The sequence below is a fragment of the Actinoplanes sp. NBRC 103695 genome (genome assembly GCF_030269485.1).
Classification (GTDB): domain Bacteria; phylum Actinomycetota; class Actinomycetes; order Mycobacteriales; family Micromonosporaceae; genus Actinoplanes.
In genome coordinates, this window is sequence record NZ_BSTL01000005.1 from 463 (window position 1) to 26,369 (window position 25,907).

The following is a 25,907-nucleotide window of genomic DNA, read 5'->3' on the forward strand; positions in this document are numbered from 1 at the left end:
GTCCAGCGTGAGTGGCGGCTACCACCGTGAGTGGGCACTCGGGCCGCCTGGCAGCCGGGCGTGACTTCATGTTCAGCGTGAGTGGCGGCTACCACCGTGAGTGGGCACCCGGGCCGCCTGGCAGCCGGGCGTGACTTCATGTTCAGCGTGAGTGGCGGCTACCACCGTGAGTGGGCACCCGGGCCGCCTGGCAGCCGGGCTCGACCTCACGCTCAGCGTGAGCGGCGGCGCCGAACGTGAATGGGCACCCGGGCCGCCTGACAAACCAGAGCCGACGCGCCGGCAGCAAGGGCGCGCACCGAAGGACCAGCGGCTCATCCAGGACCAGCGCACCGGTCCGGACTACGAGCCCACCGCGAAAAGTCCTCAGCGGGTTTTCACGGGCGGTGGGTAGACGGTGCCGTCCTGGAGGTCGAGGAGGTCGAGGTTGAGCTCGCCGGCGAGTTTCTCGATGCGCTCGAGGACGGCGTCGGGGCACGTCTCGTCGAGCCGCATCTTGATGTGGTCGGCGGCGGCGTGCAGCGGCGCGCTCGCCCACGGCGTGCCGGGCGTGTTCGCCTGCGGTCCCCGATCGGGGTATTCCGAGGTCAGGGCGTCATAGAAGGCGACGACGCGCGGGTCGGCGGGGCGTTGCGGATGCTCGCCGCGCACGCATCGGGCGTTGGCCGCCCGGACCGCGTCCGGCATATCCGTCTTGTCCAGGGCCCACACCACGAGGTCGAAACTCACCGGCGCATGGTGCCATACCGCTCGTCGCATCCGTTGATCCTTGGGCCGACACGCGGTGGATGCGTCTTGCGCGTTATTAGTCCGCATAGCTAGCGTTAGTACCGTCGCATTGCTGCGGTGGGCTCGTCTTCGGGTGACGTTCTCGCTGTTGGTGTGCGGCTAGCACCCCCCGGCGGGCGCGAGCCACGCGTTTTCGTCGTACGGCCCCCGTGATCGATGCCGCGATCCCGGGGGCCGTTTTTCTCCTCGCGCCGACTTTAACGTCCATTAAGTGGGACCGAGCGACCGAAGATCGGGACGCCCGGTTAGGCTTCTGCGAGTCGGAGCGGACCTTCAGGGAGCAGACGTGAGCGTGGCGCGGATCGCGGTGGTGGCCGGGGACGGCATCGGGACCGAGGTGACCGCGCAGGCGCGCAAGGTGATCGACGCCGTGTTGCCCGGTGTCGAGTGGTCCGACTACGACCTGGGCGCGCGCTTCTACAACCGCACCGGCGAGGTCCTCCCGCAGACGGTCGAGGACGAGCTGGCCGGCCATGACGCGATCCTGCTCGGCGCGATCGGCGACCCGAGTGTCCCGCCGGGCGTCCTCGAGCGCGGCCTGCTGCTCAAGCTGCGGTTCGACTTCGATCAGTACGTCAACCTGCGCCCCAGCAAGCTCTGGCCGGGCACCACCAGCCCGCTCGCCGGGGTGAAACCGGGCGAGATCGACATGGTCGTGGTCCGCGAGGGCGTCGAGGGTCTCTACGTGGGCGCCGGCGGCACCTTGCACCAGGGCACGCCCGCCGAGATCGCGACCGAGGAAAGTCTGAACACGCGGCACGGCGTCGAGCGGGTCATCCGGGATGCCTTCGCCCGCGCCCGGCGCCGCGAGCGCCGCCATCTCACGATGGTCCACAAGACCAACGTGCTGACCAAGGCCGGTGGCCTGTGGTCGCGCACCTTCCAGGCCGTGGCCGCCGAGTTCCCCGAGGTCACGACCGAATATCAGCACATCGACGCGGCGTCCATGTTCATGGTGAGCAACCCGCAGCGCTACGACGTCGTGGTGACCGACAACCTCTTCGGTGACATCCTCACCGACATCGCCGCCGCCGTCACCGGCGGCATCGGCATGGCGGCCAGCGGCTCGGTCAACCCGGAGCGCGCCTACCCGTCGACCTTCGAGCCCGTGCACGGCTCGGCGCCCGACATCGCCGGCCAGGGCATCGCCGATCCGGCCGCTGCCATCCTCTCCGCGGCCCTCCTGCTCGAGCATCTCGGTCACGACGACGCCGCCCGCCGAGTATCCGGGGCGGTCGCGGCCGAGGTCGCGTCCCGCACGCCGGGCGCGCCGCTGCGTACCGCCGACGTTGGAGACCGGGTCGCCACCGCGGCCTGAGCACTGTTACTCGGCAAGCTCAGCCCCTTCGCACTACATCTCACCTAGGACGGTCGGTTTTAACGACCGTTCGGGTATCTTCGTGCACACAAAATCTTTCTAGAAAGCAGGTCACGTGCCATGAGTGGTGGTGACAGCAGCCTCAGCCTCCTTAGCGAGCGCTTCGATGTCCGCCGCAACAGCTCCCCGGTGAGCGACGCGGAGCGGGCGGCGTTACTGGCGAACCCCGGCTTCGGCCGGATTTTCACGGACCACATGGTCACCATCCGCTATGCCGAGGGCAAGGGGTGGTACGAGCCGCGCGTCGAGGCGCGCGGCTCGATCCCGATGGACCCGGCGACGGCGGTGCTGCACTACGCCCAGGAGATCTTCGAGGGTCTGAAGGCGTACACGACGCCGGACGGTGGCGTGGCGATGTTCCGGCCGGACGCCAACGCGGCCCGGTTCGTCGACTCGGCCAAGCGGATGGCGATGCCGGCGCTGCCCGAGGAGACCTTCCTCGAGTCGCTGCGGCAGGTCATCGCGATCGACCGGCCGTGGATCCCACAGGACCCGGAGGGCAGCCTCTACCTGCGCCCGTTCGCCTTCGCCACCGAGGCGTTCCTCGGCGTGCGGCCGGCCAACGAGTACCTCTACGTGGTGATCGCGTCACCGGTGGGCTCGTACTTCTCCGGCGGGGTCAAGCCGGTGACGGTGTGGGTCTCGCCGGACTACACGCGGGCGGCGCCCGGCGGCACCGGCGCGGCCAAGTGCGGCGGCAACTACGCGGCCGGGCTGGCGGCCCAGGCCGAGGCCATCGAGCACGGCTGCGACCAGGTCGTCTACCTGGACGCGGTGGAGCGGCGCTACGTGGACGAGCTCGGCGGCATGAACGTGGTGCTGGTGCTGGACGACGGCACCCTGGTCACGCCGCCGCTGACCGGCACGATCCTGCCGGGCATCACCCGCGACTCGATCCTCAAGCTGGCTCGGCGGTCCGGACGGGCGGTCGAGGAACGGCCGATCAGCCTGGACGAGTGGCGCGACGGCGCCGCTTCGGGCCGGGTCCGCGAGGCGTTCGCCTGCGGCACGGCGGCCGTGATCACCCCGATCGGAACGGTCAAGTCGCTGGACGGCGAGTTCACCGTGGCCGACGGCGGTTCCGGCGAGGTCACCATGGCCCTGCGCCAGGAGCTGGTCGACATCCAGCGTGGCCGCGCCGAGGACCCGTTCGGCTGGGTCCACCGCGTTCTCTAAGCCGGTTCGAGCAGGTGGTCGCGCAACGTGGCCACCTGCTTGTCGGTCAGCCCGATCTCGCGGGTGTAGTTCTCCACCGAGCCGTGCAACGCCCGCAGGTCGCGCAGGAAGAGGCGGATGGCCTGCTCGGGTGAGTCGAACATGTGCTCGTTGCCCTCGACGGCCGCGGGGTTGCTGACCCGCAGGTACTCGACCAGGCCCCGCATCGACGTCGTGGTCAGCGCGTAGTCCGCGGCGATGTCGTCGTCGGAGACACCCAGCAACGCGAGCGTCAGGGCCAGCGTGACGCCGGTGCGGTCCTTGCCCGCCATGCAGTGCACCAGAACGGGCGCCGACTCCGGGTCGGCGATGGTGCTCAGCGCGCCGAGCAGCGCCTCGGTGCCGTCCTCCGCGAAGTTCAGGTAGCGGTCGGCCAGCCAGCGCTCGTGGTCGATGCCCTCGGGGTGCGGCACCTCGTCCCAGTCGACGTGCCGTAACGGCAGGTTCTTGTAGACCAGTCCGTCGTACTCCCGGATCCGCCCGGCCTTCTCCACCTCGAACTCGCGCCGCAGGTCGATCACGGTGCGGACGCCCAGCGCCGCGTAGGTCTCCCAGTCCGTTCCGTTGATCAGCCGGTGCAGCGCGTCCGCGCGGAACAACCGCCGCCAGCGCACGGGGCGTGCGTCCAGACCGGCGTAACCGCCGACGTCACGGAAGTTGTAGGTCGAGGTGAAGGACACATTCCGGGGGTACGGGAGGTCGGCCACACGATCGAACCTAGTCCCGAAAGGTGGAACATTGCTTCCCACGGCGACGAACGGTGGCACACTTCATCCCGTGACCCACCTCGTGCTCATTATTGGCACCCAGCGCGCCGGCTGACTTTCTCTCGCCGACGCGCAGACCTCCCGCATCCGCGGGGGGTCTTTTTGTTGGGCTCACACAAATCTTCGAAGGGAACCATCGCCATGGACTACCAGGTCTTCGACACGACGCTCCGCGACGGCGGGCAACGCGAGGGCATCAGCTACTCGGTCGTCGACAAGCTCGCGGTCGCGAAGCTGCTGGACGAGTTCGGCGTCGGGTTCATCGAGGGCGGCTGGCCGGGCGCGATGCCCAAGGACACCGAGTTCTTCCAGCGGGCGAAGACCGAGCTCGACCTCAAGCACGCGCTGCTGGTGGCCTTCGGCGCGACCCGCAAGGCCGGTGTCGACGTCACGGGCGACAAGCAGGTCCAGGCTCTGCTGGACGCCGAGACGCCGGTCGTCTGCGTGGTCGCCAAGTCCGACATCCGGCACGTCGAGCGGGCGCTGCGCACCACCGGCGAGGAGAACCTCGCGATGGTCCGGGACACCGTGCGCCACCTGGTCGCCAACGGCCGCCGCGCGTTCGTCGACTGCGAGCACTTCTTCGACGGCTTCCGGTACGACCCGGCGTACACCGCCTCGGTGGTCCGCGCCGCGATCGACGCCGGCGCCGAGCGGGTCATCATGTGCGACACCAACGGCGGCATGCTCCCGTCCATGGTCACCAGGGCCATCACCGAACTCGTCGAGCGCACCGGCGTCACGCCGGACCGGCTCGGCATCCACTGCCAGAACGACACCTCCTGCGCGGTGGCCAACACGGTCGCCGCGGTCGAGGCCGGGGTCAAGCACTTCCAGTGCACCGCCAACGGATACGGCGAGCGCCCCGGCAACGCCGACCTCTTTGCCACGGTGGCGAACCTGCAACTCAAGCTCGGGCTGACCGTCCTACCGGACGGGTGCCTGGAGAAGGCGACGCGGGTTTCCTCCGCGCTCGCCGAGATCGCCAATATCGCCCCCGACACCCACCAGGCCTACGTCGGGGCCGCGGCATTCGCTCACAAGGCGGGGCTGCACGCGAGTGCGATCAAGGTGGATCCGCTGCTCTACAACCACGTCGACCCGTCGGTGGTGGGCAACGACATGCGGATCCTGGTGACGGAGATGGCCGGCCGGGCCAGCATCGAGCTCAAGAGCCGTGAGCTCGGGCTGGACCTGGCCGGCCACCCGGACACCCTGTCCGCCGTGACCAACCGGGTCAAGGACCTGGAGGCCGGAGGATGGTCTTTCGAAGCCGCGGACGCGAGCTTCGAACTGCTGGTGCGGGACGTGCTGCCGGGCGAGGCCTACAGCCGGCCGTTCTCGCTGGAGTCGTACCGGGTGCAGACCGAGCACCGGGAGGACGGCACGGTGGTCTCCGAGGCCACCGTCAAGGTCAAGGTGCGCGGCGAGCGGATGATCACCACGGCCGAGGGGAACGGCCCGGTGAACGCCCTGGACGAGGCCTTGCGCAAGGCGCTGATCCGGCACTACGCGGAACTCCGGTCGTTCGAGCTGGCCGACTACAAGGTGCGCATCCTGGAGGGTTCGCACGGCACCGGCGCGATCACCCGGGTGCTGGTCGAGACCACCGACGGGCAGCGCGACTGGACCACCGTCGGCGTGCACGAGAACGTCGTCGAGGCGTCCTGGCACGCGCTGGTCGACGCCCTCACCTTCGGCCTCGCGCAGCGTTCGACCGCTCAGGCGGCGGGCACCGTCAGCGAGGCGTAGATCGAGCGATGATCGGTTCGGGGTACGCCGTGCACCCGCACGTCGCGTACCCCGATCCGCTTGTCCACCAGCACGTGATCGATGGTCACCGGGGGGAGCGGCGCCCCGCCGTACGGTCCCCAGGTGCCGACCAGGCCGGCGCCGGTGGCGGCGGCCGCGTCCCGGTAGTCGCCGCGGGCGATCAGCTCGCGCAGGGCGTGGTGGTCGAGCGTCGAGTTGAAGTCGCCCAGCAGGATGCGCGGCGGGCCGTCCGGGTCGGTGTGCGGCTCGTTCGCCAGGTCGGTGCTCCAGTCGTCGAGGACCTCCACCGCGTACGGCGCCAGCGGGTGCGCGGACTCGACGACGATCGGACCGGCTCCCGGCGGCGTGATCGTCCCGTACGCCTGCATGAAGCCGCCGCCGTTGCGCCTCGCCCCGGGTGACGTGATCGGGAAGCGGGAGTAGACCGCCGAGCCGGACGCCCCACGCACCGGCGCCGCCGACGAGTAGGGGAGCAGGGTCTTCAGGCCGGCGGCCTCGAGCCGTTCCTGGATGCCGGGCGTGAACTCCTGCAGCGCCAGCACCGCCACGTCCTGGTCGCGGACCAGCTTGACCACCGCGTCGGCGTCGGCGCCGCCGAGCTCGACGTTCGAGGACATGATGTTCAGGGTGACGCCGGTCGCCGGCCCGGTGTCCCGGTCGGACATCACGCGGGGCAGGATCGCGACGGCCAGCAGCGCGGCGGCGACCACGGCGACGGCCGCGCCCAGCCAGCGCCGGGTGAGCAACGCGATCAGCGCGGGCACCAGGGACCAGGCCGCCGCGTACGGAGTGAAGGCGAACAGCTGCACCAGCGCGCCGCGCTCCCAGCCGCCGAACCGCAGCACCGCCCAGCCGGCCATCGGCAGCAGGAGCAACCAGACCAGCACGGTGACGGCGACGCGCTTGCGGTGCCGCTTCGCGGTCACGGGTGGCCGCGAGCTGGTGATCGTCATGCCGCCGACGGTATCCGGCGGTCGCTACGTCCTGGTAACCCTGGCGTCCCAGGTCACAGCGCTCTCTCAGGTATGTGGACGTCAGGTGTAGGGATTGAAATTCTGCGCGGCCATGAGGAACCAGGACGTAGCGCCCACGTGCTGGCGCTGGAAGTAGCCGAACGCGAAGCCGGTGTCGAACGCGCTGGTCGCCGCCACGATGCCGGACTTGTCCGGAAGCGCCGTTCCGTTCCAGTTGCCTTCGGAGAGCTTGCCGTCCTGCGGGTCGGTGGTCCGGCCCACGGTCTGCCCCGCGCCCACCTTGCGCTGCGCCACCACGGTCTCGCCGAGCAGCCGCTTGGCGATGCCCCGGTCGCCGGTGTCCTTGCGGGTGAGCAGGGCCAGTGCCGCGTGGCCGTTGCCCTCCAGCCAGACGGCGTTGCGGTTGTTCGGCAGATCGCTGCCGGACACCGGGCCGGTCAGGGACTTCGCCTGCGACGAGTACGTGACGCCGGAGACCCGCACGCCCTCCGGCAGCTGGGTGGTGCCGCCCCCGTCGGTGTTCCACAGGTTGCCGGTGACCCAGTCCAGCGAGGCGTCGTACCGCTTGTCGCCCATCCCGAGCACCGCCCAGGTCTGCACGTCCTCCGGGATGTTGCCGGTGTTGATGAGGTTGGGGTCCTCGCCCGGGTTGCCGCCCAGCGTGCCGGTCCAGAGGAACCGGTCGGCCGGGTTCCACATGTTGCGCACGAAGCCGGCCGCCACGGTCGCCCGATGCGTCCAGCGGCGGTCCCGGGTCAGCTTGGCGAGCAGCGTGAACAGGGCGTACGTGTCGATGTTGTGCTCGGTCGAGCACCACTTCTGCGGGGTGACGCCGTCGGCCTGCAGGCCACCGTGGTAGCCGCCGTTGGCGTACCCGGACTCGTGCTGGGCGATCCACCCGCCCAGCGCCACCGCGCCGTCGAGGTACCGCGGGATGCGCGTGTCGACGTAGAGCTGCGCCAGGGCCAGCCCGGTCCAGGCCATGTCGCCGACCGAGGAGCCGCCGAACCCGTACGGCCAGAGGAACGCCGCCTTGCCGTCCTCCCGCTTCAGGCCGGGGAAGTACGCGCCGCCGCCGTAGAACTGCATCGGCCCGGCCGCGTACGCCTGCCGCACCCGCCCGTCGCTGAACGCCTCGTCGTTGGCCTGGATCCAGAGGAACGCGTCGCCGATCAGCCGCGCGCGGCGCACGTTGGCAACCGACGGGTTGGCCAGGTAGGCGAGCATGGCCAGCGCGTTGTCGTAGACGAACGCGGCGGTCATCAGGCCGCTCTCGTTGTTGTACGACTGGAGCAGCCGCGGCTCGGCGCCCTTGAGGTACGCGTCCTGCACCACGTCGAGGTAGCGGTAGGCGCGGGCGACCGGCCCGGACAGCGTCGGATCGACGAGATGGCGCGGGCGGTCGGAGCTGGCCGAGGCGGGGTCGGGCAGAGCGCCGGCGGTCACGGTGGCGGCGGCGGCCGCGGCCGGCAGCGCGAGCAGACGGCGCCGGGAGACGGGTACGGAGGTGACCGAGAAGGTCGCGGGCATGGCGTTCACCAATTTCGTGAGAGCGCTCTCAGGGGGCCGACACATTGAAACGCCTCAGTCACTGAATGGCAATCCCCGCAGATCAAGTGCTTTCTTTACCCGCGTCCGTCGGGGTACGGACCGTATGCTCCCGCGGGCACCGGGCGAGGGGCCCACCTGAACGGTGCCCCTCGCCCTTCCGGGTCCGTGCGCGCAAGACCAAAACCGCGGTCCGTGCGCTCACGGACCGCAGTCGTAGCCGCGGCTCGCGCTGATTCCTCTCGTTCAGACGGCCGCGTCGATGACCTCGCCGAGGCCCGTGGCGGCCAGGTCGTCGCGGATGACGGCGCCGTCGCCCTCGACGACCAGCGTCAGGCCGGCCGGGTGCAGGTGCGCCGCGGCCGCCGCCGAGACCTCCTCGACCGTGGCGTCCAGGTACTGGCTGCGCAGCGTCGCGTGGTAGTCGTCCGGCAGGCCGTGCACCACCAGCGTGGCCAGGGCGCTCAGGATCGAGCCGGGCGTCTGCATCTCCACCGACAGCTGGCCGGCCCGCCACGAACGGGCCACCGCCAGCTCGTCCTCGGTCACGCCCTCGTCCTTGGTACGGGTGATCTCGCCGACCGTGTCGACCAGCGCCGGAGCGGTCACCGCGGTCTGCACCGCCGACGACACCCCGAACCGGCCGAACCGGCGGGTCATCGCGAAGTCGCCGCGGATGCCGTACGAGTAGCCCTTCACCTCGCGGATCAGGTGGTTGAGCCGGGACGTGAAGGCGCCGCCCAGCACGGTCGCGGCCAGCGTGTTCGTCACGTAGTCCGGATGTGCTCGGTGCGGCGCGCGGTGGCCCAGGCGCAGCGTGGACTGCACCGAGCCGGGGCGGTCCACCAGGATGATCCGGCGCTGCGCGGCCACCGGCACGTCCAGCGGCGGCTGGGCCGGCGCCGGGTCGCCCGACGTGCCGCCGAAGGCCGCCGCGCCCAGGGCGGCCAGGTCCAGTTGGTCCAGGTCGCCGGCCACCAGCAGGACGCCGGGACGACGCAACCGGTCGGCGTGGAAGGCCAGCACGTCCTCCACGGTCACGGCGGCCACCGAGGCGGGGTCGCCGTGCGGCGGGCGGCCGTACCGCTCGTCGGCGCCGAACAGGTCGGCGCGCAGCGCGGCGTCGGCCCGCGGGCCGGGCTGCGCCCAGTCCATGCGCAGCGCGGTCACCTCGTCGTCGCGGACCCGGGACACGTCGCCCGGGTCGAGCCGCGGGGTGCGTACCGCCTCGGCGAGCAGTTCCACCGCGCCGGGCAGCAGGGCGGCCGGCACCGAGACGCCGGCCCGGAACGAGTCCCAGTCGACGGCGGTGGACAGCTCGGCGCCCAGCCGTTCCAGGGCCAGCGCGAAACCGGCCGAGTCGCGCTGGGCGGTGCCCTCCTCCAGGCACTTGGCCAGGATCGTTGCGGTGCCCTCGCGGCCGGCCGTCTCGTGCACGGCGCCGGCGTCGAGAAGCAGCGACGCGTACGCGAGGCGCTGGCCGGGCAGATGCGCGGCGACCACCAGGCCACCGGCGACCGGCGTGCGGACCACGCCGGGGAACGAGTACGGGCGGGCGGCGCCCGGGTCGGGCCGGTCGGCGACGAGGGTCACGACTGTTCTCCTGGCAGGTAGGTGAGGGTGACGCGGGACTCCGGCCGCAGGGTGAGCAGCGCGTCGTTGATGTCGTCGCTGGTCACCGCCTGCCAGCCGGGCAGCCGGTAGCCGGCCGCGGCCGGGTCGCCGAACTGGGTCGCGTACCGCCCCAGGGTGTCGGCGCGACCGCCGACTGTGGACATCTGCCGCCACCACGAGGTGGTCAGCAGCGCCTTGGCCCGCTCCAGCTCGGCCTCGGTGACCGGCTCGGCGGCGAGACCGTCGAGGACCTCGGTCAGGCCCTCCTCCAGCGTCGACGCGTCCACGCCGTCCTTCGCCGTGGCGGTGATGATCAGCGGGGCGGGCGCGTGTGCCAGGTCGACGCCGTACGCGCCGACGTAGTCCGGCTGGGCGATCCGCTTGCCGTCGGCCAGCCGCTGGTAGAGCCGGCTGCCCCGGCCGCTGCCGATGACGGTGGCGAGCACCGTGATCGCGTCGTACCCGGCGGTGCCGAACGGATGGGTCCGGTGCGACAGGTAGATCCGCGGCGCCGGGACCGGTCCGGTCACCGTCTCCCGGGCCGGCGCGGCGGCCGGGCCGGACAGGTGGCCGTGCGGCGCCGGCGGGATGCTGCTCACCGGCTCCAGCCCGCCGAAGTACTTGCCGGCCAGCGCGAACACCTCGTCCGGCGAGGCGTCGCCGACGACCGTGAGCACGGCGTTGTTGGGCGCGTAGTAGCTCGCGTGGAACGCCTGGAACGTCTCCAGCGCGGCCGCGTTCAGGTCCTCCATCGACCCGATCGTGGAGTGGTGGTACGGATGGCCCGGCGGGTACAGCAACGGCAGCAGGCGCAGCCACGCGTCGCCGTACGGCACGTTCTCGTACCGCTGCCGCCTCTCGTTCTTGACCACCTCGCGCTGGTTGTCCAGCGTCTCCTGGGTGAGCGCCGGAACCAGACCGCCCATCCGGTCCGCCTCCAGCCACAGCGCCAGCTCGAGATGCTCGGACGGCATCGTCTCGAAGTAGTTGGTCCGGTCCGGGTTGGTGGTCGCGTTCAGCGAGCCGCCGTTGCCCTGCACCGAGCGCATGTGCTCGTTCTTCGGCACGTTCACCGAACCCTCGAACATCAGGTGCTCGAAGAGGTGGGCGAAGCCGGTCTGCCCTTCCGGTTCGTGCCGAGAGCCGACGTCGTACCAGAGGTTGACGCAGACGACCGGATTGTTGCGGTCCTCACTGACCACGACCCGGAGGCCGTTGTCGAGGCGGGTGGTTGCGATGGGCCACGGATAACCGGTCTCCACCGGCGCGGTTTGCGACGTCACCTGACCAGTATTCCTTCCTTCGCCGGGCTTTCGGTCCGTCCTGGTGTCCTGGTGATCCAGGCGGGCGCTCGGCGTGCACATCCCCCAAGGCCCGGGCGCCCGCCGCCTCCCACGAACGAGCTAGGGGATTCAGATGGACTCCACCGCCGATTTCCGGCTCCTCGAGCAGACGCTGTTCGAGGTCAAGAAGGTGATCGTCGGGCAGGACCGGCTGGTCGAGCGGCTGCTGACGGCGTTGCTCGCGGGCGGCCACTGCCTGCTCGAAGGCGTGCCCGGCGTCGCGAAGACGCTCGCCGCGGAGACGCTCGCGGTGGCCGTCGGCGGCACCTTCCACCGCATCCAGTTCACCCCCGACCTGGTGCCCTCGGACATCCTGGGCACCCGCATCTACCGGGCCTCCACCGAGTCGTTCGACGTGGAACTCGGCCCGGTGATGGCCAACCTGGTCCTGACCGACGAGATCAACCGGGCGCCCGCCAAGGTGCAGTCCGCGCTGCTCGAGGTGATGGCCGAGGGACAGGTGTCGATCGGCGGCCGGACCTACCCGGTGCCCCGGCCGTTCCTGGTGCTGGCCACCCAGAACCCGATCGAGAGCGAGGGCGTCTACCAGCTGCCCGAGGCGCAGCGCGACCGGTTCCTCATGCGGGTCGTCGTGGGCTATCCGACCGACCAGGACGAGCTGGGCATCCTCTACCGGATGGGACAGGGCCGCCCGGTCGCGCAACCGGTCCTCGACCCGGCCCGGCTGATCGCCCTCCAGACACGGGCGCAGCAGGTCTTCGTGCATCACGCGCTCGCCGAATACGTGGTGCGGCTGGTCCTCGCCACCCGCGATCCGTCCCGCTTCGGCCTACCCGAGATCAAGGACATGCTGGCGTACGGAGCCAGCCCGCGAGCGACCCTCGGCCTGGTCGCCGCCGGCCGTGCCCTGGCCCTGCTCCGGGGCCGCGACTACGTGCTGCCCAACGACATCCTGGACATCGCGCCGGACGTGCTGGCGCATCGGCTCGTGCTGTCCTTCGACGCGGTCGCCGACGGGGTCGCGGCCGAATCGGTGATCCAGCGGATCGTCGACGCCATCCCGCTGCCGACCATCGCGCCGCAGCAGGAACAGCAGGGCCCAGGCCTCGGAGTAGCGGCATGAACGAGGGCGCTTCGATCAACGAGCTCGCCCCCGAGCGCCGGTTGCGTCGCCTCGAACTCGCGGTCACCCGAAGGCTCGACGGGCTTCTGCACGGCCAGTATCTCGGGCTGCTTCCCGGGCTCGGCAGCGAACCGGCGGGCACCCGGGAGTACCGGCCCGGCGAGGACGAGGTGCGCCGGATGGACTGGGCGGTCACCGCGCGCACCACGGTGCCGCACGTCCGTACCGTCGAGGCGGACCGCGAGCTCGCCACCTGGGTGCTGGTGGACGCCTCGCCCAGCATGGACTTCGGCACCGCCGAGCTGGAGAAGCGGGAGCTCGCGACCGCGTCGGTCGCCGCGGTCGGCTTCCTCGCCGCGGGACTCGGCAACCGGCTGGGCGCGCACGTGCTCGGCCCGTTCGGAGTACGCCGCTATCCGGCGCGTACCGGGCGTACCCATCTGCTCGGGATCTTGCGCAATCTGCTCGCGATCCCGCGCGGGGCGCCGCAGACCGATCCCACCGGCCTCGCGGACGCGATGGAGGGGCTGCACCGGGCCGTAAACCGGCGCGGGCTGGTGGTCGTGGTCAGCGACTTCCTCGACGGGCTCGACCAGGACGGTCTGGGGCCGGCGGCGCCGGAGTGGGAGAAGCCGCTGCGCCGGCTCGCCGCCCGGCACCAGGTGCTCGCCGTCCAGGTCACCGACCCGCGGGAACGTGACCTGCCGGACGTCGGCCTGCTCACCCTCGTCGACCCGGAGACCGGCCGCCGGCGTGAGGTCTCCACCGCCGGGCGCCGGCTCCGCGAGCGGTATGCGGCCGCCGCCCGGCAGCAGCAGGACACCGTCACCGGCGCGCTCCGCCGCTCCGGCGCCCAGCATCTTCCACTTCGGACGGACGGCGACTGGGTCGCCGACATCGTCCGCCACGTGCACGCCCAACGCCGGTTGAGCCGCGCCGCACGACGGCCGGCTGTCCCTGGAGGATCAGCATGACCTGGGAGTCCCCGCAACGGCTGTGGCTGCTGGCCGCCGTCGTCGCGATGGCCGTCGCGTACGTCGTGATGCAACGCCGTCGCAGCCGCTACGCCGTCCGTTTCACCAACCTCAAACTGCTCGACCGGGTCGCGCCGAAACGGCCCGCGTGGCGCCGGCACGTACCGGCGGGTCTGTTCCTGGCCATGCTCGGGCTGCTCGTGGTCGGCTTCGCCCGACCCACCGCCGAGGTGCGGGTGCCCCGGGAACGGGCGACCGTGCTGGTGGCGGTCGACGTGTCCCGGTCGATGCTGGCCGACGACGTGGCGCCCGACCGGCTCTCCGCCGCGAAGGCCGCCGCCGACGAGTTCGTGACCAACCTGCCGGAACAGTTCAACGTCGGGCTCGTCGGCTTCGCGGGCAGCGCCTCGGTGTTCGTGCCGCCGGTCACCGACCGGGCCGCCGTCACGGCCGGCATCTCCCGGCTGACCGAAGGCGCGGCGGGACGGGCCGGAACCGCCATCGGGGACGCGATCGCGACCTCGCTGGACCAGATCCGGACCCTCGACGCGCAGGCCGGCGAGGACACCCCACCCGCGCGGGTGGTCGTGCTCTCGGACGGCGCCAACACGGCGGGGCAGGACCCGGACCAGGCCGCCACGCTCGCCGGCGAGCTCGGGGTGCCGGTCGACGCGATCTCCTTCGGTACGGAGGCCGGAACCATCGAAGGGTCGCAGGCGGTGCCGGTCGACGGTGAGACGTTGCGAGCCGTGGCGCAGGCCACCGGCGGCAACTACTTCGAGGCGGCCAACGCGGACGAGCTGCGGGCCGCGTACGCCGACATCGAATCGTCGGTCGGCTACGAGACCGAGACGCAGGACGTGTCGGCTCGCTTCATCGGGATCGGGCTGGCGCTGGCCGCGCTCGCCGCGATCGCCTCCCTGTTCTGGTTCGCCCGTCTGCCCTGACTCGCTTCCCTGCTTCCTGGTTAGGAGATCGCCATGTCATATCCCGGATTGGGCGGCGAACCGCGCGGCCCGTCGTTCCTGTCGCCTGACCTTTCCGACCGCCCAGCCGCTTTGCTTCCCTCTCCGGCGTCATCCTCGCGTCGCTGGCCGCTCCTCGCGGCGGCCGGTGTCGCGGTGATCGCGGTCGCCGCGGGCTCCGGCGGTGTCGCCGGCTATTACGCCGGGGAGTCCTCCACCGGGCCGGAGGACTCCCCGGCCGCCGAGGCCGCGGCGCCGCCCGCTCCGGGCGTACCGTCGGATCTCGTCGCGGCCGCGGCCCGAGCCCTCCCCGGCGTGGTCTCCGTGCAGATCCGCACCTCCGCCGGAGGCGGCTCGGGATCCGGCTTCGTCTTCGACAGCAACGGGCACATCGTCACCAACAACCACGTCGTCGTGGCGGCCGGGCGGAACGGCACGGTCACCGTCGTCGGCTCGGACGGCCGCCGGCTCACCGCCGAGGTCGTCGGCACTGACCCGGCCAGCGACATCGCCGTGCTGCGCGTCGAACCCACCGCCGCCCTGCGCGCGCTCGACCTGGCCGCGTCCGGCAGCACCCGGGTCGGCGAATCGGTGCTCGCGGTCGGCTCGCCGCTCGGGCTGAACGGGTCGGTCACCGCCGGCATCGTCAGCGCGCTCGACCGCGAGGTACGCCTCGGCGGCGGGGGCCGGCGGACGGCGGTGCAGACCGACGCCGCCATCAACCCCGGCAATTCGGGCGGACCGCTGGTCAACGCCCGCGGCGAGGTGATCGGGGTGAACACCGCGATCGCGACGCTCGAGGGCGGCGGGAACATCGGCATCGGGTTCGCCGTGCCCATCGACGAGGCCCGGGAAGTGGCCACTTCGCTGATCGGGCGGGGATAGTCGACAGATGAGGCTGCTGGTGGTGGAGGACGAGGAGGACCTGGCCGAGGGCTTGCGCGTCGGGCTCACCCGGGCCGGGTACGCCGTCGACGTCGCGCTGGACGCGGGCGAGGCGTACGAGCTGCTGACCGTGAACGCGTACGACCTGATGCTGCTCGACATCAACCTGCCCGACGGCGACGGATTCCTGCTGTGCCGCGCCCTGCGCTCCGGCGAGCTGGAGACACCCGGGGAGGGCGACCTCCGGGTGCTCATGCTCACCGCCCGCGGCCGGATCGACGACCGGGTCCGCGGCCTCGACGAAGGCGCCGACGACTACCTGGTCAAGCCGTTCGCGCTGGCCGAGTTGCTGGCCCGGGTCCGGGCGCTGCTGCGGCGCGACACCAGCGGCTCGTCCGCGGTGCTCAGCGTCGGACCGCTGCGCCTGGACTCGTCGCGGCACGTGGCCACCCTGGACGACAAGCCGCTGTCGCCGACACCCAAGGAGTTCGGCGTCCTGGAATACCTGATGACCAGGCCCGGCCACGTGGTGTCCAGCGAAGAGTTGCTGGAACACGTGTGGGACGCCAACGCGGACCCGTTCACCCAGACCGTGCGCGTGACCGTCGGCACGTTGCGGCGCAAGCTCGGCGAGGGCTGGATCGAGACGGTCGTCGGGCGCGGCTACCGCCTGCGGGAGGCGGCGTGATGTTCCGGTCCATCCGGTTCCGGCTCACGGTGCTGTACTCGACGCTGCTGTTCGCCCTGGCCGGCACCGCGCTCGCGATCACCTACTTCGCGGTGGCGCAGACCACCGAACCGCAGCCGATCACCGAACGCACCGCGAAGGTCTACGAGAACTACCGGCCGGTCGGCGTGATCACGGTGGGGGAGATCAGTGAGATCGAGGCCGCGGTGAACTTCAACACGCTGCAGAATCTGCGGAACTACTCGCTGATCGCGATGGGCGGGCTGTTCCTCGCCAGCCTGGCCATCGGATGGGTGTTGTCCGGGCGGGCGCTGCGGCCGGTCGGCGCGATCACCCGGACCGCGCGCGACATCCAGGCCACCGACCTGTCCCGGCGGATCCGGCTGACCGGCCCGCGCGACGAACTCCGCGACCTGGCCGACACGATCGACTCGATGCTGGACCGGTTGGACGACGCGTTCCAGGCGCAGCGCCAGCTGATCGACGACGCGTCGCACGAGTTGCGCAGCCCGCTGGCGATCATCCGCACCAACCTGGACGCGTCGCTGATCCAGACCGACTCGGAGGCTGCTTCGGGGTCCGCTTCCGGTTCTGGCTCCGGCTCCGGTTCTGTTTCCGGTGACGACGACCGCGTTCGTGCTGTCGCCGTGATCGATCGGGCGACCACGCGGATGTCGCGCCTGGTCGAGGATCTGCTCGCCACCGCGCGGCGGGAGGCCCAGTCCGAGTCCGACACCGAGGTCGATCTCTCGGTGGTGGCGCGCGAGGCCGGCGAGGAGTCCGGCGCCGAGCCGTGGCGGGTGCGCTACGACCTGGCGGAGTCGCTGCACCTGATCGGCGACCCGGATGCGTTGCGCCGCGCCGCGGGCAACCTGCTCTCCAACGCGATCCGCCTGGCTCCCGCCCACAGCGTCATCACGATCGCCACCGGCCGCGTGGAGTCGTGGCTCTGGCTGGCCGTCGTCGACCAGGGGCCGGGCATCGCCGCGGAGGACCTGCCTCGCGTCTTCGACCGCTTCTGGCGCGGCACGGGGTCTTCCGCACGGTCCTCCTCGTCCTCCCGTGAGCGTCGGACCGGGCTGGGGCTGGCGATCGTGCGTCAGATCGTGGAGTCGCACGGCGGTCAGGTGACCGCCCACTCGACGCTCGGTTCGGGCAGCACGTTCGTGATCTGGCTCCCCGAGGCGGACCGCACCGACAACGATCCGCCGCCTCTGTCCAGCCCGTGGCCGCGCCCGGCGGGCTGACCGTGGCCGCGCCCGGCGAGCTGACCGTGGCCGCGCCCGGCGAGCTGACCGTGGCCGCGCCCGGCGAGCTGATCACAATCGCGTGGCGGGAGGTGGCGCGGGGTGCGATGCTGGGGCGCGTGCCTGACGACGTCCATGTGAGCGAGCGGTTGACGATTCCCGCCGCCGAGTTGTCGTGGCGCTTCTCCCGTTCCAGCGGCCCCGGCGGCCAGGGCGTCAACACGACCGATTCGAGGGTCGAGCTGTCCTGGGACCTGGGCGGCTCGGAACTGCTGCCGGCCTCCCTCAAGGAGCGTGCCCTCGAGCGGCTGGGCGCCCGCTTGGTCCAGGGCGTCATCACGGTGACCGCGTCCGAGCACCGGTCGCAGCTCCGCAACCGCGAGGCCGCCGCCGCGCGCCTGGCGGGCCTGGTCGCCGGCGCGATCGCCCCGCCACCACGAACACGCCGCGCCACCCGCCCGTCCCGCGGCGCCACCGAACGCCGCATCGCCGACAAGAAACGCCGCGGCCAGACCAAACGCAACCGCCGCGCCGACCCCGACTGAGCCGGTCGACGTGCCGGGTTACGGGTTCAGCGCCGAGGGGTTCGGCGTGGGGATTCGGTGTGCGGAACAGCCGGACACGCATGTGTTGCTGCATCGGCGTTCGGTGCATGCGGACGGCGCCGGGTTCGCCGTCGAGGCGGTCGCGCCGGGGCTGCGGCTCGAACTCGACGCGGTGGAGATCTCGTCGTGGGATGAACAGTGGCTGCCGGATTTCTTCGCGGGGCTCGCGTCCGGCTATGCGGGGTGGAGCGGCGTCAAGGAGTGGCGGGTCGCCTATCTGGCTGTGGGCGCGACCTTTCACCGTGGCGGGCATGTGGCGCTGCGGTGGGAACTGCGGCCCTGGCTGTCGATGGCGGACAGCTGGGAAGGGGCCCTGACGACCTGGGTCGAAGCGGGTGAGCAGATGCGCCGGCTCGCCGCTGATCTGGACGACTGGCTGCCACGGCCGGGGCTCGGGTGACCAGCGACGCCTCAGCCCGGATGCGGGCGCAACGGTCTGGACCACCTCGGTGGTCGCTTCGGCATCGGGGACTGTGTGCCCGGCGTACCTCAGGAAGGTCTTACTGGTTGTGCGGTGCCACCGCTAGACGATTGGCCTGGGCGGCTGTGGGGCCGAGCAACTCGTCGCAGACGCGGATGAGCCGGGCGCGCAAGCCTGCCGCGCGCCGGGCGAACTCGCGCTGGCGGGAGATGTACTCGGCCTTGCCCTCGGCGGTCTCGATCTTCACGGCGGGGTGGCCGTAGCTGGTCAGGTCGTAGGGGGACGCCTGCATGTCGAGGAGGCGGATGTCGGCGGCCAGCGCGAAGCAGTCCAGGGCCAGCGCGCCGGGGACCGCGGGGCCCAGCTTGGACGCCCACTTGTGGCAGTCCATCGCGGCGTGCAGGCAGCCCGGCTGGTCCAGGTCGATCTGGGTGGCGCGGGTCGGCTGCAGGCGGTTCAGGCCGACCGCCTCGGGGGTGAAGAAGCGGAACGCGTCGAAGTGGGTGCAGCGGATCGGGTGGCGCTCGACGACCTCGTTCGTGGCGGCCTGGCCGAGGCGCAGCGGGAGCGGGTGGCGGTGCTCGGGCTGGCGGTAGACCATCGCCCACTCGTGCAGGCCGAAGCAGCCGGTGAAGACGGGACGGGACGCGGTCGCGGTGAGCAGGCCGTGGATGTAGCGGACGCTCTCGCCGCGGGCCTGCATGAACGCCTTGGTGTCCAAGGTCACCACGCCGTCGGGGTAGGTGGTGTACCACTTCCAGCCGACGTGCGGAGGGTCGGCGCCGGGGCCGGGGGACAGGCCGGTGCCGACGCCGGGGTGCCAGCGGCGGAGCTGCGCCGGGCGGGTGCCGTAGTAGTCGTACAGGAAGTCCTCGATCGCGTGCTTCTCACCGCGGGACTTGCGGGTCCGGTGGCCGGCCGTCATCTGGTCGGATCGCTCGGCATGCGCCTGGGCAAGGGGCACCCACGTCTGCGGTGGCAGCGTCGTGGTGAGCACCCAGCCAGCGTAGCCACCGGAGGCGCGTAGGTTGAGGAGGCGTACAGGCTTTCGAGGGATGGGGTAATCGGTGCGTTTTGCTCGCTTTGTGCATGCCGGCGGGGTGTCGTTCGGGGTAGTCGAGGGTTCGGAAGCCGCTCTGACCGTCGCGGAGATCGAGAGCATCCCGTTCGACGACGTGCGGTTCACCGGGCAGCGGTGGGCCCTGGCCGACGTGCGGCTGCTCGCGCCGATCTTCTCCAGCAAGGTGATCGGGGTCGGGCGCAACTACGCCGACCACGCCAAGGAACTGGGCAACGAGGTGCCCAAGGAGCCGCTGATCTTCATCAAGCCGTCCACCACGGTGATCGGCCCGAACGACGCGATCCGGCTCCCCGTCGTGTCCCAGCAGGTCGAGCACGAGGCCGAGCTGGCCGTCGTGATCGGCGCGACCGGCGCCCGCCGGGTGGACCGGGCCGGCGCCGAGAAGGCGATCTTCGGATACACCGTCGCCAACGACGTGACCGCCCGTGACCTGCAGCGCTCCGACCCACAGTGGACCCGGGCGAAGGGTTTCGACTCGTTCTGCCCGCTCGGCCCGTGGATCGTCACCGACCTCGACGTCAGCGACCTCGAGGTGCGCTGCGAGGTGGGCCGCAACCCGGACGCGATGGAGGTGCGCCAGCTCGGCCGCACCAAGGACATGATCTTCGACGTGCCGACGCTGATCTCCTACGTCTCGCACGTGATGACGCTGCTCCCCGGCGACGTGATCCTCACCGGCACCCCGGCCGGGGTCGGCACCATCGTGACCGGCGACACCGTGTCGTGCACGGTCCAGGGGATCGGCTCGATCAACAACCCGGTGGTCACCCTGGATTGATCCCGTCGAGGATCAACCCCAGCCCATAGGCGTACGCGGCATCCGCCTGCTCGTCCGGCCCGCCGGTGAACCGGCCGGCGTTCCACAGGGCGGTCATGGTCGGGTGCCGCTCGACGTCGAACCAGTCCTCCCACAGTTGCGAGCGGTGCAGCCACCACTCGTTGGTGGTCTCGCCGCTGGCCCGGCGCAGCAGCTCGGTCTCGGCGACGCCCCGGGCCGCGCCGGTCACGAACATCTGGATCGCCCCGGCGGCGGTGTTCGGGTCGTCGAGGAAAGTCAGGCAGGACAGCACGTACTCGCTCTCGGCCAGCATGCCGGGCCCGATCGGCGGGCGGATCTGGGAGACCTGACCCATCCACGGATGCGCGGCGTACATGGCCAGCGTCCGGTCGGCGTAGAGCATCACCTGCTCGCGCCAGTGCGCCGGGCGCGGATCGCCTGGGCCGGGCAGGTCGCGGCTCAGCAGCACCTCGTCGATCATCAGGTCGACCAGTTCGTCGTGCGACGGCACGTAGCTGTAGAGGGTCATCGTGCCGACATTGAGGTCGGTGGCCAGCCGGGCCATCGACGTGGACTCCAGGCCGTCGGTGTCGGCGCGGGCGATCGCGGTGGTGACGACGGCGTCCACGGTCAGCTTGGACGGCCGGCCGGTGGTTCTTGGTTTTGTCCCTTTTGTGCGACGCCAGAGCAGCGGCAGGATCCGATCGGGGTCGCTTCTTCCGCTGAACTCCGGCATAGTTTCCGTATGGTATACGAAAACGCGTCCATCCTTGTCACCGGCGCCACCGGCAACGTCGGCCGGCTGGTCGTCGACTCGTTGCTCGCCCTCGGCGCCCGGAACGTGCGGGCGCTCACCGTGAACCCTTCCCGAGCCGCGCTGCCACCGTCGGTGGGGGTGTTCACCGGCTACCTCGGCCGGCCGTCGTCGCTGCTCGCGGCACTCGACGGCGTGGACCTGATGTACCTGGCGCCCAAGGTCGAGACATGCGACGAGGTGTGCCGGATGGCCGCCGGCGCCGGGGTGCGGCACATCGTCGACCTGGCCGGCGTCACCGGCTCGCCCTGGGAGGCGGTCGAGCGGGCCGTCGAGGCCAGTGGCATCCCGTGGACACATCTGGAGGCGGGCGAGTTCATGACCAACACGCAGATGTGGGCGCCGCAGATCAAGACCGGTGATCTGGTACGCGATCACGCCGGCGAATCGGCCACGGCGGTCATCGCGCTGGAGGACATCGCCGACGTCGCCGCCCGGGTGCTCCTCGACGGCGGGCACCCCGGCAGGTCGTACGAACTCACCGGCCCCGCGTCGGTCACCAGATGCTCCCTCGTCACCCAGATCGGGGCGGCCCTGGGTCGCGAACTGCGCTACCTCGACCTGCCGCTGGCGGAGGCGATCGCCTACTACGCACCGACGATGGGCGCCGACAACGCCGACTGGTACTTCCGCGACCGGCCGCTGCTCGCCGAGCATCCCCAGACGCCCCTGACGACGGTCGCCGACGTGCTCGGCCGGCCCGCGACGACCTTCGCGGAATGGGCCCGCGACCACGTCGACCTCTTCCGACCTGCGGAAAACGCCAGACGGTAACCCGATTTGGCGGGCACCATGGGCTCGGGTAGAGTTCTGTCCCGGTACGGGAAGCCGTACCGAATGGGGTATGGGGTAATTGGCAGCCCGACTGGTTCTGGTCCAGTTAGTCTAGGTTCGAGTCCTGGTACCCCAGCGCAAGACGTTCCCGCGAGGGGCGCCGGTGCTGGATCTGATAGGTTCTACACCGTCGTTCGGAGCGTGAACGGCAGTCCTGGCCCCGTCGTCTAGCGGCCTAGGACGCCGCCCTCTCAAGGCGGTAGCGAGGGTTCGAATCCCTTCGGGGCTACAAAGCGGTTCGGTCCGTGACCTGTTTGGTCGCGGGCCGTTTTGCTTTTCATAGTGCGCTCTCGGCTTGGCTTCGCGGTCCGTGTTCGCTCTCGGTTTGGCTTCGCGGTCCGTGTTCGCTCTCGGTTTGGCTTCGCGGTCCGTGTTCGCTCTCGGTTTGGCTTCGCGGCCCGTGTTCGCTCTCGGCTTGGCTTCCCGGCCCGTCGGTGATGCGAGGGTGGAGTCATGGATCAGATCGATGTGCGGCGGGTGGACTTCGGATACTTCGTCCGGCCCGGCTCGGAGACCGACACCGGCGCCCCACGGGTGGAGCCGACACTGGGCTATCTGATCTCGCACCCCGACGGGCGGTTGCTCGTGGACAGCGGGATGGGGTCGGATCCGTGGGTCGACGGGCACTACCAACCGAAACGGATCGCGTTGCCGGAAGCGTTGGCCCGGGCGGGCGCGCGGCTGGACGACATCCGCTACGTGACGAACTGCCACCTGCACTTCGACCACTGCGGCGGCAACCCGATGCTGCCCGGCCGCCCGATCTTCACCCAGCGCGCGGAACTGTCGCTCGCCCGCGCCGCCGACAGCCACACCCTGCCCGAACTGGTCGACCCGCCGGGCATCACCCACGTCGAGCTGGACGGCGAAGCCGAGATCCTCCCGGGCGTACACATCATCCCGACGCCCGGACACACGGCCGGCCACCAGTCGGTGGTCGTGCGCCAGGGCGACGGATCAGTGATCGTGGCCGGCCAGAGCCACGACAACGCATCGTTCTTCACGTACGACGCGATGGCCCTGCGAGCAGGCGAGGGAACACCGCCGGCGTGGGTGGCCCGGCTGCTGGAGTTCGATCCTCGGCGCATCGTCTTCGCCCACGACAACGCCGAATGGACGCCCTGAAAGTGGTGCCCCACCGCGCTATTCACAACCCAACGCGCGGCCAGTGGTAGCGGAGCGCGCAATCCGCGGCCCGGCCGGCGGGCGGGCGGTGATAGCGGAGCCGCTATTCGCAGTCCGATGGGCGAGCAGTTGCAGCGGAGGGCGCCAATCGCGATCCGGCGCGTCGGCAGTGGTAGCGGAGAGCGGCATCCGTAGCCCGGATAGCGCGCTGGTCCACCACCCGCGCGGGCGGTGGTAGCGGAACGCGCATTCGTGAGTCAGATGCCGCTCTGGTCTACCGCTGTCGCGCGGATCTACCGCTGTCGCGCGGATCTACCGCTGTCGCCCGGATCCACCACTCTCTCCCGGATCTGTCGCTGTCGCGCTGCTCCACCATTGGCGGTTCGGCGGTCGACCTTGAGCGGCGGCACGAAGGGTGAGTGGACGCCTCGCCGGCGTGGTGCTCCTGCTCTGACCGCGACCCGGCGCGGCGGTTGGGCGAATGGTGGGACAGAGCGCTGTCCGCGGCCCGGATACCGCTCTGTCCTACCACTTTGGCTCCAGCGACGGCCTTGGAGCCGCGTCGCAAGCGTCGGGTTGGCGGCCTTGGCGCAGGGCGACGGCTCGGCGGGCGGTGGGGCTGCGGGCGACGGCTCGGCGGGCGGTGGCCCGGCGGGCGGTGGGGCTGCGGGCGGTGGCCCGGCGGGCGGTGGGGCTGCGGGCGGTGGCCCGGCGGGCGGTGGGGCTGCGGGCGGTGGCCCGGCGGGCGGTGGGGCTGCGGGCGGTGGCCCGGCGGGCGGTGGGGTGGCTCGGGTGGGGGTCGGGGGTCAGAGGCCGGACAAACGCTGGCCCGCGCGGACCACGGCCATGGCGTGGCGTTCGCCGGGGCGGCGGCCGAGGCGTTCTATCGGACCGCTTATCGAGATGGACGCGATGACCCGCCCCGTCCGGTCGCGGATGGGTGCCGAGACGCTGGCGACGCCGGCCTCGCGTTCGGCGACGCTCTGCGCCCAGCCGCGGCGGCGGACCTCGGCGAGGGTGCGGCCGGTGAACTTGCAGCGGGGCAGCAGCGGCATCACGGCCTCGGGCGGCTCCCACGCGAGGAGGATCTGCGCGGCGCTGCCGGCCGTCATCGGGAGCACCGAGCCGACCGGCACGGTGTCGCGGAGACCGCTCGCGCGTTCGGCCGCGGCGACGCAGATGCGTTCATCCGCCCGACGCAAGTAAAGTTGTGCACTCTCCCCGGTCGCGTCCCGCAATGCGGACAGCAGCGGCTCCGCGGCGGTCAGCAGGACGTCGGGTGCGGCGTTCGCGAGCTCGCCGAGGCGGGGGCCGGGGCGCCAGCGGCCCTGGGTGTCGCGGACCAGCATCCGGTGGATCTCCAACGCCTGGGCCAGGCGATGTGCGGTTGCCCGCGGGAGTTTGGTCCGGTCGACCAGCTCGGCCAGACTGGCACCGTCGACGCAGGCGGCGAGGATGACCACCGCCTTGTCGAGAACGCCTACACCGCTCATACTGTGTCCCACAAGCCGAAACATACCTCCCAGAATTTAGGATGTCCAGATGGTGGGAGTCACGCCAGAACCCAAGCCGAGGACCTTGGCCGAGAAGGTCTGGGACGACCACGTTGTCCGGTCCGCCGATGGTGAGCCCGATCTGCTCTTCATCGACCTGCACCTGCTGCACGAGGTCACCAGCCCGCAGGCCTTCGACGGGCTGCGGCTGGCGAAGCGCTCGGTCCGGCGGGTCGATCTCACACTGGCGACAGAGGACCACAACACCCCGACGGGCTATGACGACCCGTCCTTCAACACGCGCCGCGGCGATCTGCTGACGATCGCGGACACCGTCTCGCGTACGCAGATCGAGACGTTGCGCAAGAACTGCGCCGAGTTCGGTGTGCAGATCCGCTCGCTCGGCAACACCGAGCAGGGCATCGTGCACGTGATCGGGCCGCAGCTGGGTCTCACCCAGCCGGGCATGACGATCGTGTGCGGTGACTCGCACACCGCGACCCACGGCGCGTTCGGCGCGCTGGCCTTCGGCATCGGCACCAGCGAGGTGGAGCACGTGCTCGCCACCCAGACGCTGCCGCAGTCGAAGCCGAAGACGATGGCCGTCACGGTCACCGGTGAGCTGCGGCCGGGGGTGACCGCCAAGGACCTGATCCTCGCGCTGATCACCCAGGTCGGCACCGGCGGTGGCAACGGCCACATCGTGGAGTACCGCGGCGAGGCCATCCGCAAGCTCTCCATGGAGGGCCGGATGACGATCTGCAACATGTCCATCGAGTGGGGCGCCAAGGCCGGGATGATCGCGCCGGACGAGACCACGTTCGCCTACCTGGAGGGCAAGCAGCACGCCCCGAAGGGCGCCGAGTGGGACGCCGCCGTCGCGTACTGGCGGTCGCTGGCCACCGACTCCGACGCCGAGTACGACACCGAGGTGATCCTGGACGCGTCGGCGATCAGCCCGTTCGTCACCTGGGGCACGAACCCGGGGCAGGGCGCGGCGCTGGACGGCGCGGTGCCGGACCCGGAGGAGTTCGTCGACGAGGTGGAGCGCAACGCCGCCCGCCGCGCGCTGGAGTACATGGCGCTGGAGCCGGGCACGCCGCTCAAGGACGTTCCGGTGGACGTGGTGTTCGTCGGCTCCTGCACCAACGGCCGGCTGGAGGACCTGCGGGCCGCGGCCGAGGTGATCCGCGGGCATCGGGTGCACCAGGACGTACGCATGATGATCGTCCCGGGTTCCTACCAGGTCCGGGAGGCCGCCGAGGCGGAAGGGCTGGACAAGGTCTTCACCGAGGCCGGCGCCGAGTGGCGGTTCGCCGGGTGCTCGATGTGCCTGGGCATGAACCCGGACACGTTGAGCCCGGGGCAGCGCGCCGCCTCCACGTCCAACCGCAACTTCGAGGGCCGGCAGGGCAAGGGCGGGCGTACGCATCTGGTCTCGCCGCAGGTCGCCGCCGCCACCGCTGTCACCGGCAAGCTGGCCGCCCCGGCCGATCTGGAGAGCTGAGAGAC

24 protein-coding genes and 2 tRNA genes are annotated in these 25,907 nt (G+C 71.1%); 17 read left to right on the top strand and 9 right to left on the bottom strand.

The features are described from left to right. Positions 1-366: 366 nt before the first annotated feature. Positions 367-687: a hypothetical protein gene (locus QSK31_RS08875; protein ID WP_502872929.1), complete on the bottom strand. Its 321-nt coding sequence runs from the start codon at positions 685-687 to the stop codon at positions 367-369. Between the two features lie 394 nt (positions 688-1,081). Between QSK31_RS08875 and QSK31_RS08880 the strand changes: the two genes are divergently transcribed. Together QSK31_RS08880 and QSK31_RS08885 are read left to right on the top strand one after the other, a co-directional pair. Further along, positions 1,082-2,107, top strand: a complete 1,026-nt coding sequence (locus QSK31_RS08880; RefSeq protein ID WP_285683299.1) for a 3-isopropylmalate dehydrogenase — start codon at positions 1,082-1,084, stop codon at positions 2,105-2,107. Positions 2,108-2,227: 120 nt separating this feature from the next. Next, on the top strand, positions 2,228-3,343 hold the full coding sequence (locus QSK31_RS08885) for a branched-chain amino acid aminotransferase (RefSeq protein ID WP_285682702.1): 1,116 nt from the start codon (positions 2,228-2,230) through the stop codon (positions 3,341-3,343). Here QSK31_RS08885 and QSK31_RS08890 read toward each other — a convergent pair. Then, positions 3,340-4,089 carry a tyrosine-protein phosphatase gene (locus QSK31_RS08890; RefSeq protein WP_285682703.1) on the bottom strand — a complete coding sequence of 250 codons (750 nt, stop codon included), beginning with the start codon at positions 4,087-4,089 and terminating at the stop codon, positions 3,340-3,342. The two genes, QSK31_RS08885 and QSK31_RS08890, sit on opposite strands and share 4 nt — an antisense overlap. A 201-nt stretch (positions 4,090-4,290) precedes the next feature. On the opposite strand from QSK31_RS08890, the gene cimA reads away from it, so the two are divergent. After that, positions 4,291-5,901 carry a citramalate synthase gene (gene cimA / locus QSK31_RS08895; RefSeq protein WP_285682705.1) on the top strand — a complete coding sequence of 537 codons (1,611 nt, stop codon included), beginning with the start codon at positions 4,291-4,293 and terminating at the stop codon, positions 5,899-5,901. On the opposite strand, the gene QSK31_RS08900 is transcribed toward cimA, so the two are convergent. The 4 genes from QSK31_RS08900 to QSK31_RS08915 all read right to left on the bottom strand — a co-directional run bounded on the left by QSK31_RS08900 (position 5,871) and on the right by QSK31_RS08915 (position 11,341). After that, the gene (locus tag QSK31_RS08900; RefSeq protein WP_285682707.1) at positions 5,871-6,875 is read right to left on the bottom strand and encodes an endonuclease/exonuclease/phosphatase family protein; all 1,005 of its coding nucleotides are present in this window, start codon (positions 6,873-6,875) and stop codon (positions 5,871-5,873) included. The two genes, cimA and QSK31_RS08900, sit on opposite strands and share 31 nt — an antisense overlap. An 81-nt stretch (positions 6,876-6,956) precedes the next feature. Further along, a complete protein-coding gene (locus QSK31_RS08905; RefSeq protein WP_285682709.1) occupies positions 6,957-8,426 on the bottom strand; it encodes a hypothetical protein in 1,470 nt (489 codons plus the stop codon). Between the two features lie 264 nt (positions 8,427-8,690). Further along, positions 8,691-10,037: a M16 family metallopeptidase gene (locus QSK31_RS08910; RefSeq protein ID WP_285682710.1), complete on the bottom strand. Its 1,347-nt coding sequence runs from the start codon at positions 10,035-10,037 to the stop codon at positions 8,691-8,693. Further along, positions 10,034-11,341 carry a M16 family metallopeptidase gene (locus QSK31_RS08915; protein WP_285682712.1) on the bottom strand — a complete coding sequence of 436 codons (1,308 nt, stop codon included), beginning with the start codon at positions 11,339-11,341 and terminating at the stop codon, positions 10,034-10,036. The genes QSK31_RS08910 and QSK31_RS08915 overlap by 4 nt, the downstream gene beginning before the upstream one ends. Before the next feature lie 133 nt (positions 11,342-11,474). Between QSK31_RS08915 and QSK31_RS08920 the strand changes: the two genes are divergently transcribed. The 8 genes from QSK31_RS08920 (at position 11,475) to QSK31_RS08955 (ending at position 18,249) form a co-directional block, all read left to right on the top strand. Continuing rightward, positions 11,475-12,485: an AAA family ATPase gene (locus tag QSK31_RS08920; RefSeq protein ID WP_502872917.1), complete on the top strand. Its 1,011-nt coding sequence runs from the start codon at positions 11,475-11,477 to the stop codon at positions 12,483-12,485. Next, positions 12,482-13,459, top strand: a complete 978-nt coding sequence (locus tag QSK31_RS08925) for a DUF58 domain-containing protein (protein ID WP_285682714.1) — start codon at positions 12,482-12,484, stop codon at positions 13,457-13,459. The genes QSK31_RS08920 and QSK31_RS08925 overlap by 4 nt, the downstream gene beginning before the upstream one ends. Further along, a complete protein-coding gene (locus QSK31_RS08930) occupies positions 13,456-14,406 on the top strand; it encodes a VWA domain-containing protein (protein ID WP_285682716.1) in 951 nt (316 codons plus the stop codon). The genes QSK31_RS08925 and QSK31_RS08930 overlap by 4 nt, the downstream gene beginning before the upstream one ends. A 33-nt stretch (positions 14,407-14,439) precedes the next feature. Continuing rightward, positions 14,440-15,309: a S1C family serine protease gene (locus tag QSK31_RS08935; protein ID WP_285682719.1), complete on the top strand. Its 870-nt coding sequence runs from the start codon at positions 14,440-14,442 to the stop codon at positions 15,307-15,309. Between the two features lie 7 nt (positions 15,310-15,316). Continuing rightward, the gene (locus tag QSK31_RS08940; RefSeq protein ID WP_285682721.1) at positions 15,317-15,997 is read left to right on the top strand and encodes a response regulator transcription factor; all 681 of its coding nucleotides are present in this window, start codon (positions 15,317-15,319) and stop codon (positions 15,995-15,997) included. Continuing rightward, complete coding sequence (locus tag QSK31_RS08945) at positions 15,997-17,244, top strand: sensor histidine kinase (protein WP_285683300.1); 1,248 nt, start codon at positions 15,997-15,999, stop codon at positions 17,242-17,244. The genes QSK31_RS08940 and QSK31_RS08945 overlap by 1 nt, the downstream gene beginning before the upstream one ends. 107 nt (positions 17,245-17,351) lie before the next feature. Beyond that, positions 17,352-17,789: an alternative ribosome rescue aminoacyl-tRNA hydrolase ArfB gene (arfB, locus tag QSK31_RS08950; RefSeq protein ID WP_285683302.1), complete on the top strand. Its 438-nt coding sequence runs from the start codon at positions 17,352-17,354 to the stop codon at positions 17,787-17,789. Between the two features lie 10 nt (positions 17,790-17,799). After that, positions 17,800-18,249 carry a DUF6228 family protein gene (locus QSK31_RS08955; RefSeq protein WP_285682723.1) on the top strand — a complete coding sequence of 150 codons (450 nt, stop codon included), beginning with the start codon at positions 17,800-17,802 and terminating at the stop codon, positions 18,247-18,249. 100 nt (positions 18,250-18,349) lie between these two features. Here QSK31_RS08955 and QSK31_RS08960 read toward each other — a convergent pair whose 3' ends face one another. Then, the gene (locus tag QSK31_RS08960) at positions 18,350-19,267 is read right to left on the bottom strand and encodes a 3-methyladenine DNA glycosylase (protein WP_285682725.1); all 918 of its coding nucleotides are present in this window, start codon (positions 19,265-19,267) and stop codon (positions 18,350-18,352) included. 70 nt (positions 19,268-19,337) lie between these two features. Between QSK31_RS08960 and QSK31_RS08965 the strand changes: the two genes are divergently transcribed. Beyond that, entirely contained in the window at positions 19,338-20,129 is a 792-nt protein-coding gene (locus QSK31_RS08965) for a fumarylacetoacetate hydrolase family protein (RefSeq protein ID WP_285682728.1), read from the top strand. Here QSK31_RS08965 and QSK31_RS08970 read toward each other — a convergent pair. Then, the gene (locus QSK31_RS08970) at positions 20,116-20,865 is read right to left on the bottom strand and encodes a TetR/AcrR family transcriptional regulator (RefSeq protein ID WP_285682729.1); all 750 of its coding nucleotides are present in this window, start codon (positions 20,863-20,865) and stop codon (positions 20,116-20,118) included. The genes QSK31_RS08965 and QSK31_RS08970 overlap by 14 nt on opposite strands. A 9-nt stretch (positions 20,866-20,874) precedes the next feature. Here QSK31_RS08970 and QSK31_RS08975 point away from each other — a divergent pair, with 9 nt between their 5' ends. From QSK31_RS08975 to QSK31_RS08990, 4 genes are all read left to right on the top strand, one after another. Continuing rightward, complete coding sequence (locus QSK31_RS08975; RefSeq protein ID WP_285682731.1) at positions 20,875-21,717, top strand: NAD(P)H-binding protein; 843 nt, start codon at positions 20,875-20,877, stop codon at positions 21,715-21,717. Positions 21,718-21,781: 64 nt separating this feature from the next. After that, positions 21,782-21,853: transfer RNA gene (locus QSK31_RS08980), tRNA-Gln, on the top strand. Between the two features lie 80 nt (positions 21,854-21,933). Further along, positions 21,934-22,006, top strand: a tRNA-Glu gene (locus QSK31_RS08985). Between the two features lie 224 nt (positions 22,007-22,230). Next, positions 22,231-22,902, top strand: a complete 672-nt coding sequence (locus QSK31_RS08990) for an N-acyl homoserine lactonase family protein (protein WP_285682732.1) — start codon at positions 22,231-22,233, stop codon at positions 22,900-22,902. A gap of 806 nt (positions 22,903-23,708) precedes the next feature. Here the strand turns inward: QSK31_RS08990 and QSK31_RS08995 are convergent. Further along, positions 23,709-24,395: an IclR family transcriptional regulator gene (locus QSK31_RS08995; RefSeq protein WP_285682734.1), complete on the bottom strand. Its 687-nt coding sequence runs from the start codon at positions 24,393-24,395 to the stop codon at positions 23,709-23,711. Positions 24,396-24,444: 49 nt separating this feature from the next. Between QSK31_RS08995 and leuC the strand changes: the two genes are divergently transcribed. Further along, a complete protein-coding gene (leuC, locus tag QSK31_RS09000; RefSeq protein ID WP_285682736.1) occupies positions 24,445-25,902 on the top strand; it encodes a 3-isopropylmalate dehydratase large subunit in 1,458 nt (485 codons plus the stop codon). The last annotated feature ends 5 nt before the right edge of the window (positions 25,903-25,907 follow it).

Bases quoted from the DNA above. Each gene is read 5' to 3' on its own strand.
- QSK31_RS08935 (WP_285682719.1), top strand. From the start codon at position 14,440: ATGTCATATCCCGGATTGGGCGGCGAACCGCGCGGCCCGTCGTTCCTG.
- QSK31_RS08940 (WP_285682721.1), top strand. From the start codon at position 15,317: ATGAGGCTGCTGGTGGTGGAGGACGAGGAGGACCTGGCCGAGGGCTTG.
- QSK31_RS08900 (WP_285682707.1), bottom strand. From the start codon at position 6,875: ATGACGATCACCAGCTCGCGGCCACCCGTGACCGCGAAGCGGCACCGC.
- QSK31_RS08875 (WP_502872929.1), bottom strand. From the start codon at position 687: ATGCCGGACGCGGTCCGGGCGGCCAACGCCCGATGCGTGCGCGGCGAG.
- QSK31_RS08990 (WP_285682732.1), top strand. From the start codon at position 22,231: ATGGATCAGATCGATGTGCGGCGGGTGGACTTCGGATACTTCGTCCGG.
- leuC (WP_285682736.1), top strand. From the start codon at position 24,445: ATGGTGGGAGTCACGCCAGAACCCAAGCCGAGGACCTTGGCCGAGAAG.
- QSK31_RS08945 (WP_285683300.1), top strand. From the start codon at position 15,997: ATGTTCCGGTCCATCCGGTTCCGGCTCACGGTGCTGTACTCGACGCTG.
- cimA (WP_285682705.1), top strand. From the start codon at position 4,291: ATGGACTACCAGGTCTTCGACACGACGCTCCGCGACGGCGGGCAACGC.
- QSK31_RS08970 (WP_285682729.1), bottom strand. From the start codon at position 20,865: ATGCCGGAGTTCAGCGGAAGAAGCGACCCCGATCGGATCCTGCCGCTG.
- QSK31_RS08975 (WP_285682731.1), top strand. From the start codon at position 20,875: ATGGTATACGAAAACGCGTCCATCCTTGTCACCGGCGCCACCGGCAAC.
- QSK31_RS08930 (WP_285682716.1), top strand. From the start codon at position 13,456: ATGACCTGGGAGTCCCCGCAACGGCTGTGGCTGCTGGCCGCCGTCGTC.
- QSK31_RS08920 (WP_502872917.1), top strand. From the start codon at position 11,475: ATGGACTCCACCGCCGATTTCCGGCTCCTCGAGCAGACGCTGTTCGAG.
- QSK31_RS08925 (WP_285682714.1), top strand. From the start codon at position 12,482: ATGAACGAGGGCGCTTCGATCAACGAGCTCGCCCCCGAGCGCCGGTTG.
- QSK31_RS08905 (WP_285682709.1), bottom strand. From the start codon at position 8,426: ATGCCCGCGACCTTCTCGGTCACCTCCGTACCCGTCTCCCGGCGCCGT.
- arfB (WP_285683302.1), top strand. From the start codon at position 17,352: ATGCTGGGGCGCGTGCCTGACGACGTCCATGTGAGCGAGCGGTTGACG.
- QSK31_RS08885 (WP_285682702.1), top strand. From the start codon at position 2,228: ATGAGTGGTGGTGACAGCAGCCTCAGCCTCCTTAGCGAGCGCTTCGAT.
- QSK31_RS08995 (WP_285682734.1), bottom strand. From the start codon at position 24,395: ATGAGCGGTGTAGGCGTTCTCGACAAGGCGGTGGTCATCCTCGCCGCC.